This window comes from Nonomuraea jabiensis, assembly GCF_014204795.1.
GTDB classification, from domain to species: Bacteria; Actinomycetota; Actinomycetes; order Streptosporangiales; family Streptosporangiaceae; genus Nonomuraea; species Nonomuraea jabiensis.
Genome location: NZ_JACHMB010000001.1, coordinates 5,833,482 through 5,849,868, shown reverse-complemented (window position 1 = coordinate 5,849,868; position 16,387 = coordinate 5,833,482). Strand labels below are relative to the sequence as shown.

Here is a 16,387-nt window from a genome sequence, read left to right as displayed (position 1 = left end):
CCGCCGACCTTCCTCGCCGTGGAGCGCCGGATGACCGACGACGAATTCGCGACCGTCGAGAGGCCCCGACCGCGCTGGAACGGTCCACCTCTCCTACTGTCGTCCGGTGGCGCCCGCGTCCTGGTGGCGGGCACGGGGACGCATCGGCCCGGCTCGCCGCTGCCGGCGGTGCCCGCCGTGCCGGCGACGGTCGCGGACGTCGGGCGCTGCCTGGTCGAGCGCGGCGGGCTGGCGCCGGCCCACCTGACCGTACGGCTGGACCCGGCGACCCCCGCCGACCTGGGGCAGGCGCTGGACCGGCTGGCCCAGGAGGCGACGTCCGTCCTGATGTTCTACTACGTCGGCCACGGCCTGATCGGCCCGGACAACGAGCTGCACCTGGCCACCCGCGCCACCGTGGACCTCGGCCGGGGCGCGCCCGGATACCAGGCGCTGCCGTACGGGGTCGTGCGCCAGATCCTGTCCGCGTCGCGGGCCGAGCTCGTCGTCGTGGTCCTGGACTGCTGCTTCGCCGGCCGCGCCCACGGGGCGTCGTCGCAGGCGGTGGAGCGGGTGTTCGACTCGATGTGGCAGGGCGCGTACCTGATCACGTCGTCGAGCAGGGACGAGAACTCCTGGGCGCTGCCCGGCGTCCGGCACACGGCCTTCAGCGGCGCGCTGCTGCGGCTGCTGAACGCGGGCGACCCGGCGGGGCCCTCGGTGTTCACGCTGGACCACGTCTACCACACCCTGGCCCGCAGGCTCCCCGACGCCGGCTTCCCCCCCCTCGCCGCCAGGCCACCGACCTGGGCGATCGTCGCGCGTTCGCGGTCAACCCGGCCTACGTGGCCCCGCGCTCCCGGCCGGTCCCGCCGGTCGCGGAGACCGGCGACGAGGCCAGCCCGTACCGGGGGCTGGCCGTGTACGGGCCCGAGGACGCGGAGGTGTTCTTCGGGCGGCAGGAGCTGACCAGGTCGCTGGTGGCGCGGGTGCGGGAGGCGTTCGGGAGCGGACGCCCGCTGATCGTGACGGGTCCTTCGGGGGCCGGGAAGTCGTCGGTGCTGCGGGCCGGGCTGATCCCGGCGCTGCGGCACCAGATGGCGGAGGAGCTGTCGTGCGTCGTGCTGGCCCCGGGCGCGGACCCGTCGGCGGAGCTGGCCCGCAGGCTCACCCCGGGCGGCCGGCGGTTGTTGCTGGTGGTGGACCAGTTCGAGGAGGTCTTCACCGCGTGCGCGGACGAGCGGGCCAGGCGGCGCTTCGTCGCGGAGCTGGCCGCGCTCTCCAGGTCGGCGGCCGTGGTGGCCTGCGTCCGGGCCGACTTCTTCGGGCACTGCGCGTCGTACCCGGAGCTGCTGGAGGCGATGCAGCGGCCCGCGATCGTCGGGCCCATGACCGTGACGCAGCTGCGCGCCGCGATCGAGGGCCCGGCCGCGCGGGCGGGGCTCTCGCTGGAGCCGGGGCTCACCGACCTGCTGCTCGAAGACGTCGGAGCCGGTGGCGTGGAGCACTCGGGCGGCGTGCTGCCGCTGCTGTCGCACGCGCTGCTGGCCACCTGGCAGCGCCGTACGGACAGAACGCTGACGATGGCCGCGTACCGGGCCTCGGGCGGCATCGCGCGGGCGCTGGCCACGAGCGCCGAGGAGACGCTGCGGCACCTCGGCGCGGACGTGGCGCCGATCGCGCGAGACCTGCTGGTCCGGCTCGTGCACCTCGACGAGCAGACCGACGACACGAGGAAGCGGGTGGCCCTGGCCGACCTGGCTCCGGCGGGCGTCCCGCGGCGGGTCCTGGACGAGTTCGTGCGCACGCGGCTCCTCACGGTGAACGAGGACGAGGCGGAGATCGCCCACGAGGCCCTCATCCGCGCCTGGCCCAGGCTCCGCAACTGGATCGAGACCAACCGGGTCGACCTGCTCGTCCGCCAGCGCCTGGCCGAGGACGCGGAGACGTGGCAGCGGCAGGGCAGGGACCCGGCGTACCTGTACGCGGACAGCCGCCTGGCGGCGGCCCAGGCAGTCGCTCAGAAAGCGCAGAAAGCGCAGGGAGCCCAGGGAGCGCAGGGCGCGCGACCGGGGGCTGAGGCCGGCGGGGAGGGCGGCTGGGGCGGCGGGCTCACGGCGACCGAGCGGGAGTTCCTCGACGCGGCGCTGCGGCGGCGCAGGCGGCGGACCTGGGTCGTCCGCCAGGTGATCGCCGCCCTCACCGTCCTCCTCCTCGCCGCCGTGACCGCCGGCGTCCTGGCCCTGCGGCAGACCGGCGAGGTGACCAGGCAACGTGACCAGGCCGTCGCCACGCAGATCGCCGGCTCCGCCAACGGCGCCGCCGACGCCTCGCTCGGCGCCCAGCTCTCCCTGGTCGCCTACCGCATCGCCGACACCCCGGAGGCCCGCGGCGCGCTGCTCGGCACGCTCGCGCACCCGATCGGCGCCCGCCTGATCGGGCATCGGGGCCCGGTCGAGTGGGTGTCCTACCGCCCCGACGGCCGCATGATCGCCACCGCCTCCAGCGACGCCACCGCCCGGCTCTGGGACGTCTCCGACCTCTCCCGCGCCAGGGCCGTGAGCGAGCTCAAGGGCCACGCCGCGAGCTTGGTGAGAGCGGTGTTCAGCCCGGACGGGCGGGTGCTCGCGACCGCGTCCGTGGACCGGACCGCCCGGCTCTGGGACGTCTCCGACCCGGCCAGGCCACGCGCCCTGGCCACGCTCAAGGGCCACACGAACAAGGTGAGCTCGGTCGCGTTCAGCCCCAAGGGAGGCGTCCTGGCCACCGTCTCCTACGACGGGACGACCCGGCTGTGGAACATCGCCGACCCCGCCCGGCCCGCCCAGATCGCCCGCCTGCGGCAGAAGGACGTGCTCAACGACGTCGCCTTCAGCCCCGACGGGCGGCTGCTGGCGACCGCGTCGGGCGACGGGAGCACCACGATCTGGGACGTGCTGGACCCGGCGCGGCCCGGCGACCCGACGGTGCTGAGCGCGCCGGACGACGGCGGCACCTGGAGCGTGACCTTCGACCCCGGCGGCCTCCGTCTCGCCACCGCCTCCACCACCGGCGCGCTGTACCTCTGGGACGTCACGGCCGCCAAGCGCGTCGGCACCGCGCCGGGCCGGGGCTTCTTCGTGTACGACGTCACGTTCAGCCCCGACGGCAAGCTGCTGGCCGCCGCCGCCACCGACGCCACCGTCACCCTGTGGGACGTCTCGAACCCGGCCGAGCCGCGGCGCACGACCACGCTGACCGGGTTCGCGAACACGGTGACCGCGGCCGCGTTCAGCCCGGACGGCCGGACGCTCGCCACCTCGTCGGCGGACAGCATGGCCAGGCTGTGGAACGTCTCCGACCCCGCCCGCGTCTCCTACCGCGCCGGTCTCGGCGAGCACACCGGCCCCGTCAACGCGCTCTCGATCTCCCCGGACGGCCGCGTCCTGGCCACCGCCTCCGGCGACCGGACCGTCAAGCTCTGGGACGTCTCCGACCCGGGCCTGGCCAGGTCGCTGTCCACGCTGTCCGGTCACACGGACATCGTCGAGACGGTGCGGTTCAGCGCGGACGGCCGCAGGCTCGTCAGCGGCTCCGCCGACCGCACGGCCAAGCTGTGGGACGTCTCCCGGCCGGCCGCCCCGACGCTGCTGGCGACGATCAAGAAGCACGTCAACGTCGTGGAGTCCGGCGCCTTCAGCCCGGACGGGCGGACGGTGGTGACGACGTCGCGGGACGGCCGCACGTACCTGTGGGACCTGGCCGATCCCCGGGCCCCCAAGCTGCTCTCCTCGCCGGGCGAGGCCGACAACTGGTTGAACGCCTCCATGTTCAGTCCCGACGGTCGCATGCTCGCGATCGGCTCGGGGACCGGGGCCATCCGGCTCTGGGACGTGTCCAGGCCCGCCGCTCCGCGACTGCTGGCCAACTACTCCGCGCACACCAACAGCGTGCTGGCGCTCACGTACAGCCGGGACGGCAGGACGCTGGCGTCGGCGGGCTCCGACGGGACGGCCCGGCTCTGGGACCTCACCCGCCCCGAGCGGCCGGCGCAGGTGGCGGTCCTGCTGGGGCACACGGGCGCGGTGGGCAGCGTGGCCTTCACCGCCGACGGGCGCAGGCTGGCCACGGGGGCGCGCGACGGCACCATCCGGATCTGGAACCTCGCCGACCAGGCCCGGCCCGCCACGTGGGCGGTGCTCGCCGGGCCCAACTGGGTCAACGGCGTGGCGTTCACGCCGGACGGGAACGTGCTGGCCAGCGCGTCCGGCAGCGGGACGGCGCAGCTCTGGAGCATGGACGTGGAGCAGGCCCGGCAGCGCGTCTGCGAGGTGTCCGGGATGGCCATCACCCGGAGCGAGTGGTCCCAGTACGTGCCCGGGCTCCCGTACAGCCCGCCCTGCCAGGCAGGGTGAGGCCGGGCGTGGAGAACGCGCGTCTTGCGCCCGTGGATCTCCCTGGCCATAGACTTCGGGGAGGCGTAACCTCCCATGATCCACCCGCACTGCTCCGTCTGCCGAAAACCGTGAAGGGCCGACCTTGTCGCGAAAAGTAAGCACAAAAGGGGTGCTCACCGACGACGAGCGTGTCACGATCCGCGACGTGGCCGCCCGGGCAGGCGTGTCGGCCACCACGGTCTCCAGGGTGATCAAGGGCGACTACCCGGTCGCCCAGGCCACCAGGACGCGGGTGCTGCGGGCGATGCGCGACCTCGACTACGTGCTCAACGTGCACGCCCGCGCCCTGTCGGGGGCCAGCACGAAGATGGTGGCGTTCGTGCTGGACGACGTCACCGGGCCGTCCTTCGCCTACGTGGCCAAGGGCGTCGAGCAGCAGGCCACCGCCGAGGGACGGCTGTGCATGGTGTGCACCACCCACGGCGACCCGGCCAGGGAACTGGCCGTCGTGGAGGCGATGCGCGAGCAGCGGGCCGACGCGGTGATCCTGGTGGGGGGCGGCTCGCTGGACGACGCCTACGTCGAGCGCATGACGCACTTCGCCCACGCCCTCGACAAGGCCGGCTCCAGGCTCGTGCTGTGCGGGCGCCCGCCACTGGGCCGCGACGTGCCGACCACCGTGGTCGAGTACGACAACGAGGGCGGCGCGTACGCCATGACGAGCCACCTGCTGTCGCAGGGACACCGGCACATCGCGATGCTGGGCTCCGACGCTCCCGGCCACGCCAGCACCACCAAGCTCGACCGCGTGCGCGGGTTCGTCCGGGCGCACGAGTCGTTCGGCGTCCCGTACGACCCCGATCTGATCATTCCCACCGGGTTCGGCCGCGCCGACGGCTACGAGGGGGCGCGCCGGCTGATCGCGCTCGGCGCGGAGTTCACCGCGGTGTTCGCGGCCACCGACATGGTGGCCATCGGGGTGCTGGCGGCGCTGCGGGAGGCGGGGCGGCGGGTGCCCGACGACGTGTCGCTGGCCGGTTACGACGACATCCCGTTCGCCGCCGACCTGGAGCCGGGGCTGACGACGGTGCACATCCCGACGGAGGAGCTGGGACGGACGGCGGTCCGGCTCGCGCTGAATCGCGAGGAACGCCAGCACGTGGTCCTCGGCACCCACATCGTCGTCCGCAACTCCGTCCGGCCCCCACTACGAGGGCAGTAGGTGAGCCGGGCTCACCCGCCCGTTGCCCGTCTGGGTGGTGGACCTGCTGGAGCCCGCCCCGGACCGGAATCCCACCGGCACCGTCGTTGACCACCGAGGCACACCGTACAGTTCGTGGCAAGCGGCTGTGGCCGCCACCGGTGGTGCCTGGCTTGCAGCGTCGCCAGGCACACCAGCGTTTCCGAAGACGGCAGTTTTCCCCGCTGCCCGGAAACTCTTCAGGCGTCGGGCGGAAGCGGCGCCTGGCGCAGTGGCCGCTTGTACCCGTTTCCGCCAAGGCCGAAGCCGTGCCGGCTCGTCCGGGTTGCCCTCACTGGATGCGGGATAGATCAGACGCCTTCAGCCCAGTATTTTTGCATCCTGGCGGCGGCGTCTTCCTTGCTCATCACTGCGACCTCGGCCTCATCCAGGCCCACCTTAGAGATCAGCAGCTGAACAAGATCAGCGGGCAATGCGTTTGAGGGCGGCTTGGGCGTCCCGCGATCGGGTACAGCGCCGTCCTTGACGCATGCCCAGAACGTCGTTTCGTCCACCTGTAGCTGATCACGCAGTATGTGACTCCACATGCTCCGGCCGTAGGTGCTTCGATCGACCGGATGGGAGATCCGGGTCCTCAGGATCCGGCCATCGGGAAGATTGAGCTCATAGGTCACATGGTGAGTCCCAGTTCGCCCGCGAGCGTCCCGCACCGGACGCCAGCCTTCGATCCGACAGAACCGATCGTGTTCCTGGCGCGTGGGTTGGGGCCAGGTCACCGGGCCTTCCCTACCAGCCATTCACGCAGCTGATCGTCATCACTGAGGCTGATCAACTGCACCAGCCCCCAGTTCTCGCGGTGGTTGGGGGCGTCGAGCAAGTGGTCCTGCCAGTCTTCGGCGTATTCGCGCAGCGTATCGACCATCTCGATGATGGCCTCATTGAAAGTCCGGCCGTCGGCTGCGAGGGGCAGTCCAGGAATGAAGATCGACCAACCGCCGTCCTCGGGAACCGCTTGTGCGTGAGATGGAGTGACCGCGGCGAGATAGTGGCGCAGTCTGTCGACATCTACGAGGGCGGTCGTGGCCGACTCCCGACGCACTGTGGCCACACGGCCGCGTTCAGCCGCATCCAAGAGCGCTTTGAGATGCGCACGAGCCTCGGTGTAGCTGTCGAAATGCACGGCAGTCATGTGAACACCTCCACTGAACGTATCTCTAGGATGCCTTCCTTGGCCAAGTACGTCAAGTACGCCACGTACCTATGATTCCTTGGATGACGTCCGAACTTTGCCTCCCCAATGCGATTGAGCCGCTTCCGCCCACCATTTCGCACTTGAGGCGGGCGGTGGGTACTTCAGACCGGGATGGCGTGTTCTTGTGAGCGATAGTTGGCGCCGGCGGCTGACAGACGAATGGTACGGAAGCTCTGATCTTGGCCTGTGTGCGACCCCCAGTTATAGATGGCGGTTCCCAGGTTTTGTTGGCGGCTGGGTAGCAGCGGTCATGATCAGGCGGTGTCGATCATTCTCGTCAGGGACGTGCCGAGCTTGCGGAGCTCGATCATGAGGTTGGCGTAGTGAGGGCCGGGGCGATCACGCTGCAGCAGGGACCACATTGTGTCCAGTCGAAGCTTCCAGACGCGCTGGACTTCTGGAGGTTGGCGGCCTCGATTGGCCGGGGAGCGAAGCGATGCTCGCCTGCGGTGAGCTCGACCCAGGCGAAGATGGAGGCGAGCTGGCGTTTCCGGTCGCCGAGTTCGGAACGCTGTGGACCAGGGACGGTCGGAAGTCGTGCAACCAGGTCGTTCCAGGTGGGTTCGTCGATGGACCAGATCGCGAGTGCCTGGCGCCGCCGCAGGTAGTTGATCAGCGGGAATGTCGGTTCATCGAGCTTGGCGGCCAGGCTCTTGAGGCTTGTTTCGAAGGCGAGAGGGTCGGCCTGGCGTTGGGCGCTGCTGTGGACGTGACCTGCGCCGGAATAGATCCGGCCTTGCCATGTGGTGTGTGTGACGGCAATGCCGAGGAAGCCAGCCGCTTCGCCGAGTGAGCCTCCGGCGACCATCTACATCTTGCCGGGCGCTGACGATTGAGTCTCCGCAGGCGATGAAGGGCTCACGTTCGAGTGGTCGATGCGCAGGTCCATGAGGTCCGGGTTGTACCTTGCCAGGAGGTAGTACGGTCGGGCCGCAGCGACCAGGACGTCCCGGGAGCCTATCCCCCGGTCCAGTGCGTGTAGTTCCAGGGCTCCGGGTTCGGCGCCCCATCGTTCGCTGATATGGGTCAGAATGCGGTCCGCCGACAAGGTATGGATGTCGAAGATGGACTGAGTCTGCTGTGCGTGCTCGTTCACCGACTTCGCGGCGTTGACGAGCTTCGCCGCTGTCGAGACGATTGGCCGCCGGCGCAGCGCGTCCAGCGCCAGGCCGTCCGCGGGAGCCCCAGGCGTCAGCTGGAAGCTGCGCACCAGGAAGGTGCCGAGCTGGTCCTTCAGCGGGCGTGAGGTTCGCTCTGACGGGGTCAGCCACAGGTCGAGGAAGCTCAGCTCTTCGAGGTTGTCAGATCGGGGATCCGGGATGACGTTGCGATGCCGTGCGTGCTCCAGCGCTCTGTCGAGGGTCGCCTCCGTGTGCTGGGTCCGGCAGTTGGAGGCACATTCCTGGACCAGATGGTTGAAGACCAGGTCCCGGTAGAAGTCTGGGTAGTCCCGGGCGAAGAGCTGACACATCCGCAGGACGCTCATCTCGGCGGTCCGGCCGTCCTCGGTGTCGAGGCTGCGTGCTCCCAGCTGCCAGCGGTGCACGTAGACGGTGGGTGCCATGGTGAAGTTGGGCGAGGGGTGCGTGGTGCCGTTCGCGCGGCTTTCATGGGGCATGCGTAATCTGTGGACCAGTTGCAGTGCGTCGTCGCGTTTGAGGTTGACGGCCCGGGTCGCGCACAGAAGCCGTAGCGCTTCGACCTTTGCGGCTGGTATGACCGCCTCGCGGGCGAGCTGGATGAGTTCCGGGTAGGAGCGCAGGCGGTACGGCCGCCGGGCCAGCACGGCGACGAGGTGAGCGGCGGTGGGCTCGTCGAGGATCCCTTCCTGTATGCACAGGCTCAGGGTCGCGCGTATGTTGACGAGGGCTTCGGAGAGCGGCCGGTAGCGTTCCTCCGCTGGACCGTGCAGGAGGGCCACCTCGTCGTCGGCCGTCAGCCGGCCTTCCAGGTAGTCGCGGTAGATGCGTCCCACGCCGTGCATGCCGAAGGTGTCGAGTTCGGCTGCGCGCAGAGCGCCCATGCTGGCAGCGCCGAGGACTGTCACGCCGGTCTGGATGAGGGAGAGGATCTCTTTGTGCCGGACGGCGCGGGTCTGGCGGAAGTAGCCGTCGATGATGCCGACGACGTCTCCCTGCTGGGGCGCGAGTTTCAGCAGGTCTCCTGCCGCTACCGGTGGGAGGACGGTGATGTCGTCCGCCGCGAGCAGGTCGGCGGCCTCCGGCAGGCTGGGGCCGACGAAGAGGTACCGGGTCATCACATGAACGCCGGTTCGCAGAGAAGCCCGGGGCAGACCACTCGTACGACGGGGATGCCGAGGTCGGGCCTGGTATGGTCCGCGACCAGCGGAGATCGCCCGGTCAGGGCGAGGACGCGGGTGACCGTGGTGCGCAGGTCGTCCGCGAGGGTTTCGTTGCGGACGGAGGCGATCTCGTCGTAACTGAGCCGGTCGGCTTTCGAGAGCGGTGCGGGACGCGCGGACTCGCTCGAGACGGCGCGCCGGTAGGCCCCCGTGGTGAGGTCGTCCCGGGCTCCGGCGATCTGGGTGGCGCGCGACTGCGCGGCTTCGGTCAGGGCCCGGCACAAGGCGACGTCACGGTCAAGGTGGGCACCCGCGCCGGCGAAGAGCACCGGGAACTCTTCGCTCCAGATGGTGGCCAGGAAGCAGGCGAGCCCGGTGGGTGACGGGAGTACTTCGACCCGGACCTCGACCGCGGCCGCGTCCATGAGGCCCAGCAGCTCCTGGGCTGGACCGTCCACGGTGGCCAGGTCCAGGGCCGGTGATGGGTTCCTTTTGGCGCGGGTCAGACAGTCGCGTTCGATGACCTCGTAGACGCCGTGGAGTGCCGCTTCGGCGAAGGTGTTACCGCTGGCGAGTCCATTGCTGTTCTGGGCGAACAGGGGTGGTGCCCAGGTGTCGCGCACACGGCCGTCAAGGCGCAGCAGGTCGGTCGGCAGGAAGGTGTCCGTTCCGTCGTCCAGGCGGCTTGCCCTGGTCCATTCAAGCTCCAGGCCCGGCCGGAGGTGGTGGCGGGGTTCCAGGGGCAGTTCGTGGACGCGGTAGCCGCACGCGCGTTCCATGTCGGCAACGGTCGCGGTCGTCTCGCCGGGATCTATGCGCTCGGCGTGCCAAGATTCGATCGATTCCATGGCAGCCGAGACCTGGGCGAGGTCGTGAGTGAGGCCTTTGCCCTGGCTCACCGACACCGTCCGGGAATTCGGGCGGACGGCCTGGTGGACCGGTATGCCGATCTCGTCGAGCCAAGTGACGTCGGCGAGCCGGGTGATACCGACGATCGGGAAGAGTGGCTGGATCCGGCGCAGCGTGTCTGCCGGGGTCAGGACGCGGTGGGTGCCGGACACGCAGGCTTTGCGGATCTCGTCGAGGGCGGGAACGGGGTGTGCGAGCACTCCGTCCCCGCCCGACAGGTTGTCCGCCATGCCGCTGTCGGTGTGGTCAACAGTGGTGAGACGGCTCAATCTGAACCGTCACGCGCCGTGGACGTCGGCGGGCTCGAGGTCGTCGTTGTCCTTCAGCTTGACGCTCCAGACGGTGTCCTTGATCGTCATCTGGAGCAAGTTGGAGAGCTCGCCACGGAGTTGGGTTGCGGTGGGCATGTTGAGATTCATCCGCCAACCTTTCTGTCGTCGGCCGGTAGCGCACCGGCGATCCCACGCTGAGCGTAGCCAAGTCTGATCTTCCTGAGAAGATCTTTCCCGTCGGAATCCGGGCGCGGGCTTCGACGTTCACTGCGCCGGCGTCGCGGCGACGAGGACCACCTGCCTGTCCTGACCGTGTTCGAAGAGGCGTACCTGGAGCCCACAGCGGGTGAGCTGGTCGGCCACCGCCGCGCTGTCGTGGTAGAGGTAGCGCCAGACGAGCACTGTGTCGCCCGGCTCGAACGACACCCTCCTCCGGTCATCTTCGACGTCGAAGGTCACGGTGACCGGCTCGATGAACCGTACCCGGACGAAGACTTCGCTGCGAACGCGGTCGAACCCTGTTTCCGTGACGTACCAGGAGCGGTCGATGGCGAGCAGGTCCAGTCCCACCAGCTGCTGGGGCTTGTACGGGCCGCCGACGCTGACCTGATCCATGAAGGGGGGCCTGTCGACGCCGGTGTCGATGCGCAGCGTCAGCAACAGCACGTCGTGGTCGCTCATGGCGTGACATACGTGGCGCAGGACCTGGGCCGGCTCGGCGAAGTTGTACGGCGTCCCGCCGGCCAGGACGACGAAGCGGACCGGATCGGCACCATCGTGGCCGAGCATGGGCTTGGCGGTGAGGACGCGGGCGAGATCGGGGCCGGTGAAGTCGCCGCGGCACAGCTCGAAGCGCTCCACATGAGCGGGGAAGCCAGCTCGGAGGTTCTCCCTGGCCAGCTCAAGGATCTCTGCGCTGATGTCGATCGCGCGATAGCCGGTCAGGCGGGACCTGTCCAGCAGGTGGCGGATCAGCCCGCGCACGGGACGCGTCGTTCCCGGCCCCAGATCGACGATCTGCACCGGCGATGATGACGGCGCAAGGGTGAGGAGCTGCTCGGCGTGGCAAGTCAGGAGCGTGTCGAAGTCGCTCAGCATCGGTGCGAGTTCGGGGTTGGACGGCACTTCGCTTTCGCGCCACATCTCGCTCCCGTCGCCGAGGTAGGTCAGTTCGTACGGAAACTCGGCACGGTCGTTGAGCGAATCGACGATGGCACCCACCTGTGTCGCCGAGTAGGCGCGATAGAAGTTCTCGTGCGGCGACACCGCATGCTGCTGTACACCCATCACGTCGGACAGTACATCGCCGGCCACATACGTCCGTCTACTCCTCCACAGCCCCGGCTCCAGACGGGTCCATGCTCAGGCTCCCGCTCGCGCAGCTCAGCAAGCTCGGCGACCTTCGCCAGGCGCCGATCGGTCACCAGCGGAACAAGCCCAGGATCGTATTGGGGCCGTGGCTCATCCGGACCGGCCCGGAACGGGTCACCGCTCCGAAAGCCTGTCTCGACTTCCGGCAGATGTGCCAATCGCAGCTCAAGCAACTGCTGGCGCTGTTTGGACAGGTCTTTCCAGGTCGCTGGTTGGCGGCCTCGTGCCGCAGCGGGAAGCCTTGGCAGCGACGTGGCGGAGACCCGGCAGTCCTGATGGCGCATCAGCGCAGCGATCGTGGTCTGCCGGGTCCGCCCATCCGATCTGCCAACCGCGCGGAGCATCATTTTCCCCCAATAGGGTTCAAGCCGCTCCACCTGCCAAGACTCGCCGTCCATGATCAGCTCGCGGCCCTCGGCCAACTCCAGCGTCACCGATCTCATCGGCCGCCGCCTCGACCAGGGCGGACCAGGCTCTGATCGTTCAACGGAGCGGCCAGGTCGATGCCCATCTGGCGGGTCCAGATCAGGTGCAGGGCCTGCGCCCGCGCGATCGCGGGAACTTCGGTTTGCTCCACCAGCGCGCCCAACGGGACCGGCCTCTTTCTGACCACCGTCAGCAGCGCGGTCTGCAGGCCCAGCGGATCGCTCAACGACCGACGCTGGGAGGAGAGGGTGTCGAGCGTCGTCTGAACATGTGATCGCCAGTCAGCCGCCACCGCATACCGCCACCCGCACGACAGCGCGACCTCAGCCGTGGCCGCGAACCGTACCCTGTCTTCCGCCTTGATCCGGCCGCCCGGACGAACGTCGATCAACCACGGACCGTGTCGAGTCATGGCGAGGAAGTCGGGGATATGTTCCCCCAGCCCGCCGACCATGTCGAAGGCCAGACGAAACGGCTGAGAAAACATCTCGATCACATCACCCGCGAAATCCAACGCCAGCAGCACCTGCTGCTCGGCATGGCTTTCGAAACCATGGTGGCGGCCGGTACTCACCATGAACTGCAGTCCCGGCCGATGGGACTGCGAGGTCCGCCACGAAAACCGGCGCACTGGCTGAGCACCCTGGATCGGCATCGTCGCCAGATCCCGGATCGGGCAGACCACTGGCCCGCCCTCGAATCTCCAGTGTGTGGTCCACCGACGAGGCCAACCTTCACCCAACGCCAGCGACTCACGCCCGTCCCCGAGAGCATCGCCACCCGCGAGCAGTTCCGCCCAACCCCATCGATCCGACCACACCGCCGAGGCGTCGCCAAGGGTCACCACGGAACCACACCATGCAGCTTCATGATCCGGTGACGCAGTCCCAGCGGTTGATCCCGAATCGAAATCAACGGGCAGCGCTCGAGTCGGATCTCACGAGCGAGCACTCAGTGGTCGTTCTGTGAGTCTCCGTCCGGTCCGGCTTTGAGCGCCGGCCGCTATGCATCGTGACCGGGCCCGGTACTTGAGGACTCCAGCATCCTGCTTCCCCGGCGACCCGAACCCGCCCTTTTCACGCTGTCCCGGCCGAGTCGCGACATGGACAAGCAAGTGTCCGACATCTGACCGGACGGGGCTCAGAGAGAATGCCCTGTTCAGGGCTGGATGTTCTCCAGATCCTCCAGGAGGCTGGGGTGTGTGGGCTGCCACCCGAGGACCTGGCGGGTGTGGGCGCTGGAGGCCGGTTGGTCCATGGCGAAGATCGGGCCGAACGGGCCGAAGTTCTCCTGCGGCACCTGCTCGACCGGTAGTCCGAGTTGCCGGCCGATGACGGTCGCGATGTCGCGTACCGCGTCGCCCTCGTCGGCCACGGCGTGCCAGGTCGTTCCGGCGGGTGCCGACTCCAGAGCCAGCCGGAACACAACCGCCGCGTCGAGCGCGTGCACGGCGGGCCAGCGCTGGGTGCCGTCGCCGGGGTAGCCGGACACGCCGGTGCGGCGCGCCTGGTCCGTCAACAGGCCGGCGAATCCGCCCTTGCCCTCGTTGTGCACCGTGCGCGGCATGCGGACAGCCATCGCGCGCACCCCGCGCGAGGCCAGATCCAGCAGTGCGTTGACCGAACGGCCGCGGCCACCCACCGGTCCGTCGGTCGGCGCGGGGTCGGCCTCGGTGGAGGGGCGGCCCGGCACCCAGGGCGTGCCCGAGACCGTGACGATCGGGCGATCGCTGCCGAGCAGTTCCTCACCCAGGGCGGCCAGTGCGGCGCCCTCTTCGGCGATCGACCGCGCGAGGGCCGCGTCGGTGCTGTAGTCGCTGCCGAAGGCCAGGCTGACCACGCCGTCGGACTGCGCGGCGCCGGCGCGCAGGACGTCGAGGTCGGCCTGTTGTCCGCGCAGCACCTGGGCGCCGGCGTCGGTGAGGGCTTGCGCGGACTTGTCCGAGCGGGCCAGCGCGAGGACGGTGTGGCCATGGGTGAGGAGTTCGGCGACGACGGCGGAGCCGATCGTGCCGGTACCGCCGGTGACGAAAACGTGCATGAGAATCTCCCGAAGTGACGAGACTTTTGTCCCATCACCATACACAGTGATGGGACTCTTGTCCCATCACCTATGATGTGGTTCATGGCCCGATGGCAACCGGAGACGACCCAGCGACTCATCGTCGCGGCCGTGGACCTGTTCACCGAGCAGGGGTACGACGCCACCACGGTGGCGCAGATCGCCGAGCGCGCCGGCGTTACCAAGAGCACCTTCTTCCGGCACTTCTCGGACAAGCGCGAGCTGCTGGTCGCCGGCCAGGAGACCCTGAGCCGACTGCTCGCCGAGGGAATCGCCGAGGCGCCCGCCGACGCCAGCCCCCTGCAGGCGGTCGCGGCCGGTCTCGAACGCGCATCCAGCGCCATGGGACCGGCAAACCGCGAACTCGGCCCCCGGCTGAGAGCAGCCATAGCGGCCAGCACCGAACTCCAGGAGCGAGACGCGCTCAAGAGCGTCGGCCTGGCCGCCGCCATGACCGCCGCACTCGTCGCCCGCGGCGTCCCGGACCCTACCGCGCATCTCGCGGCCGAGCTGGGCGTCCTCGCCTTCAAGCGAGGCTACGCCCAGTGGTCAGAAAGCGACCGCGATGACACGCGCGGGCTCGCCTACCACGCGCTGTCCGCCCTGCGGGATTTGCGTACGGCAACGGCGTCACTGGGCTGATCGACCCTGCTGGAGCTACTGCCGGGCGGCTGAGGTTTCTCATACGTGGCCAGGCTCCACGTCGGATCAAGATCATGTACGGAGCCGCCAAGAATATCTGGGAACTTCCGCCAACAAACTCTGGGAAGCACCACAGCTCCGCCGGTCACCTAGGTCGCAGCCGCCATCTATAACTGGGAGTCGCACTGTGCCCTTATCCGTTCGCGGGTTGCGGACATGAGAACGACTCTTTCCTCGGATCGGGATTGACGTCTGGACGCGCCTTGGCGACTCGGCCGCCAACTACGCCTTTGCCCGTGGTCAACGACGGTGCCGGTGGCATTCCGGTCCGGGGTGGGCATCAGTCGGCCGACCACCCAGACGGTCAACGGGTGGGCGCGCGACTGGACACCGAAGGTGTCGTCGCGCCGAAGGCGCCTCAACAAGAACGCCTGAGCCCCCGAGCGCGAAGCGCTCTCATGGCGAAGCCCTTTGGCCCAGGGCGGGCTCCAGCAGGCCCACCACCCAGACGGGCAACGGGCGGGCGGACCCCGGCCCGCCTACTGCCGTGGTGGGGCGGTGGACTCTCGGACGATCAGGCGGGGCGGGACCAGGGAGATGTCCGGCTGCGGCTGGCCGCTCAGCTCGGCGAGCGCCGCGTGGAAGCAGGCCCGGCCCAGCCCCACGAAGTCCATGCGCACGGTGGTCAGTGCCGGGGTCCAGAAGGCCGAGCCGGGGATGTCGTCGAAGCCCACGATGCTGACGTCCCCGGGAACGTCCTTGCCCGCGTCGTAGAGCGCCCGCCGTACCCCCTGCGCGATGTCGTCGTTGCCGCACAGGATCGCCGTCACCCCGGGCGAGCGGGCCAGCCGCTCCCCCGCCGCGTACGCCGACTCGATGTCCCACCCGCACGCCAGCACTGAGGGGATCTCCGCCCCCGCCTGCCGCAGGGCGTCGCGCCAGCCCGCGTGCCGGCCGCCGGCCCGGCCCTCGGACGGGATGGCCACGTGGTGGACGGTACGGTGCCCCAGGTCGAGCAGGTGCTGGGTGGCGTCGGCTGCGGCCCGGCGCTCGTCCAGCGCGATCGCCACCCGCCCCAGGTCGGGCGCGACCGGCTCGGCGGCCACCACGGCCGGGACGTGCGGCGGCAGCGCCTGCACCACCGCCGTGCCCAGCGGGTCGAACGCGATCACCACCAGCCCGCCGGCGCTCGGGTCGCTGACGTAGTCGACCGTCTGCCGGACCTCGGCCGACTCCACGACCCTGATCCCCAGCGCCACGCCCTCGGTCCTGGCGGCCTCCTCGATGCCCTGGAGGGTGGAGGCGTACCCGTACAGCATGGTGTTGGAGGTCACGACGGTGACGCCGCTGGCGCGGCCGAGGCCGAGCGTCCGGGCGGCCCGGTTGGGGCGGAACCCCAGCCGGTCGATCGCGGCCAGCACCGCGGCCCGGGTGTCGGGCCGCACCCGGGGTGAGTCGTTCAGGACGCGGGAGACGGTCTGATGCGAGACGCCGGCCGCAGCGGCGACGTCGCGGATGCTCGGGACGGCCCCTTTACGGACATGTCGGGGGCTCGTGGTCACGGTCACATGCTAGTCGGGTCGACGAGTGTGGGCC

General features: G+C 69.7%; 15 protein-coding genes. 4 read left to right on the top strand and 11 right to left on the bottom strand.

The genetic code is table 11. The features are described 5' to 3' along the window. Nucleotides 1-30 precede the first annotated feature (30 nt). The 3 genes from HD596_RS62085 to HD596_RS27040 all read left to right on the top strand — a co-directional run bounded on the left by HD596_RS62085 (nt 31) and on the right by HD596_RS27040 (nt 5,577). Nucleotides 31-948, top strand: coding sequence for a caspase, EACC1-associated type (locus HD596_RS62085; RefSeq protein ID WP_246554865.1), 918 nt, complete (start codon nt 31-33; stop codon nt 946-948). Then, nucleotides 900-4,373: an nSTAND1 domain-containing NTPase gene (locus tag HD596_RS62080; RefSeq protein WP_376776151.1), complete on the top strand. Its 3,474-nt coding sequence runs from the start codon at nt 900-902 to the stop codon at nt 4,371-4,373. The genes HD596_RS62085 and HD596_RS62080 overlap by 49 nt, the downstream gene beginning before the upstream one ends. Before the next feature lie 151 nt (nt 4,374-4,524). After that, complete coding sequence (locus HD596_RS27040; RefSeq protein WP_185072118.1) at nt 4,525-5,577, top strand: LacI family DNA-binding transcriptional regulator; 1,053 nt, start codon at nt 4,525-4,527, stop codon at nt 5,575-5,577. 329 nt (nt 5,578-5,906) lie between these two features. Here the strand turns inward: HD596_RS27040 and HD596_RS60470 are convergent, their stop codons facing one another. The 10 genes from HD596_RS60470 to HD596_RS26990 form a co-directional block, all read right to left on the bottom strand. Continuing rightward, nucleotides 5,907-6,230: a hypothetical protein gene (locus HD596_RS60470; protein WP_313044743.1), complete on the bottom strand. Its 324-nt coding sequence runs from the start codon at nt 6,228-6,230 to the stop codon at nt 5,907-5,909. Nucleotides 6,231-6,328: 98 nt separating this feature from the next. Then, nucleotides 6,329-6,745 (bottom strand): RelB antitoxin-like protein, encoded by a 417-nt coding sequence (locus HD596_RS27030; protein ID WP_185072116.1) that lies wholly within the window; start codon nt 6,743-6,745, stop codon nt 6,329-6,331. A 370-nt stretch (nt 6,746-7,115) separates the two neighbouring features. Further along, nucleotides 7,116-7,616, bottom strand: a complete 501-nt coding sequence (locus HD596_RS27025; RefSeq protein ID WP_185072115.1) for a hypothetical protein — start codon at nt 7,614-7,616, stop codon at nt 7,116-7,118. Then, complete coding sequence (locus tag HD596_RS27020) at nt 7,617-9,065, bottom strand: TfuA-like protein (protein WP_185072114.1); 1,449 nt, start codon at nt 9,063-9,065, stop codon at nt 7,617-7,619. Beyond that, nucleotides 9,065-10,171: a YcaO-like family protein gene (locus HD596_RS27015; protein ID WP_185072113.1), complete on the bottom strand. Its 1,107-nt coding sequence runs from the start codon at nt 10,169-10,171 to the stop codon at nt 9,065-9,067. Before HD596_RS27015 ends, HD596_RS27020 begins: the two co-directional genes overlap by 1 nt. Before the next feature lie 126 nt (nt 10,172-10,297). After that, nucleotides 10,298-10,438, bottom strand: a complete 141-nt coding sequence (locus tag HD596_RS27010; protein ID WP_185072112.1) for a hypothetical protein — start codon at nt 10,436-10,438, stop codon at nt 10,298-10,300. A gap of 117 nt (nt 10,439-10,555) precedes the next feature. Next, the gene (locus tag HD596_RS27005) at nt 10,556-11,605 is read right to left on the bottom strand and encodes an L-histidine N(alpha)-methyltransferase (RefSeq protein ID WP_221519533.1); all 1,050 of its coding nucleotides are present in this window, start codon (nt 11,603-11,605) and stop codon (nt 10,556-10,558) included. Further along, nucleotides 11,578-12,096, bottom strand: coding sequence for a hypothetical protein (locus HD596_RS27000; protein WP_185072111.1), 519 nt, complete (start codon nt 12,094-12,096; stop codon nt 11,578-11,580). The genes HD596_RS27005 and HD596_RS27000 overlap by 28 nt, the downstream gene beginning before the upstream one ends. Nucleotides 12,097-12,101: 5 nt before the next feature. Next, a complete protein-coding gene (locus HD596_RS26995) occupies nt 12,102-12,935 on the bottom strand; it encodes a TnsA-like heteromeric transposase endonuclease subunit (RefSeq protein WP_313044741.1) in 834 nt (277 codons plus the stop codon). A gap of 311 nt (nt 12,936-13,246) precedes the next feature. Then, nucleotides 13,247-14,128 carry an SDR family oxidoreductase gene (locus HD596_RS26990; protein ID WP_185072110.1) on the bottom strand — a complete coding sequence of 294 codons (882 nt, stop codon included), beginning with the start codon at nt 14,126-14,128 and terminating at the stop codon, nt 13,247-13,249. Between the two features lie 84 nt (nt 14,129-14,212). Between HD596_RS26990 and HD596_RS26985 the strand changes: the two genes are divergently transcribed. Continuing rightward, the gene (locus HD596_RS26985) at nt 14,213-14,791 is read left to right on the top strand and encodes a TetR/AcrR family transcriptional regulator (protein WP_185072109.1); all 579 of its coding nucleotides are present in this window, start codon (nt 14,213-14,215) and stop codon (nt 14,789-14,791) included. Nucleotides 14,792-15,330: 539 nt separating this feature from the next. Here the strand turns inward: HD596_RS26985 and HD596_RS26980 are convergent. Next, nucleotides 15,331-16,353 (bottom strand): LacI family DNA-binding transcriptional regulator, encoded by a 1,023-nt coding sequence (locus tag HD596_RS26980; protein ID WP_185072108.1) that lies wholly within the window; start codon nt 16,351-16,353, stop codon nt 15,331-15,333. Nucleotides 16,354-16,387 lie beyond the last annotated feature (34 nt).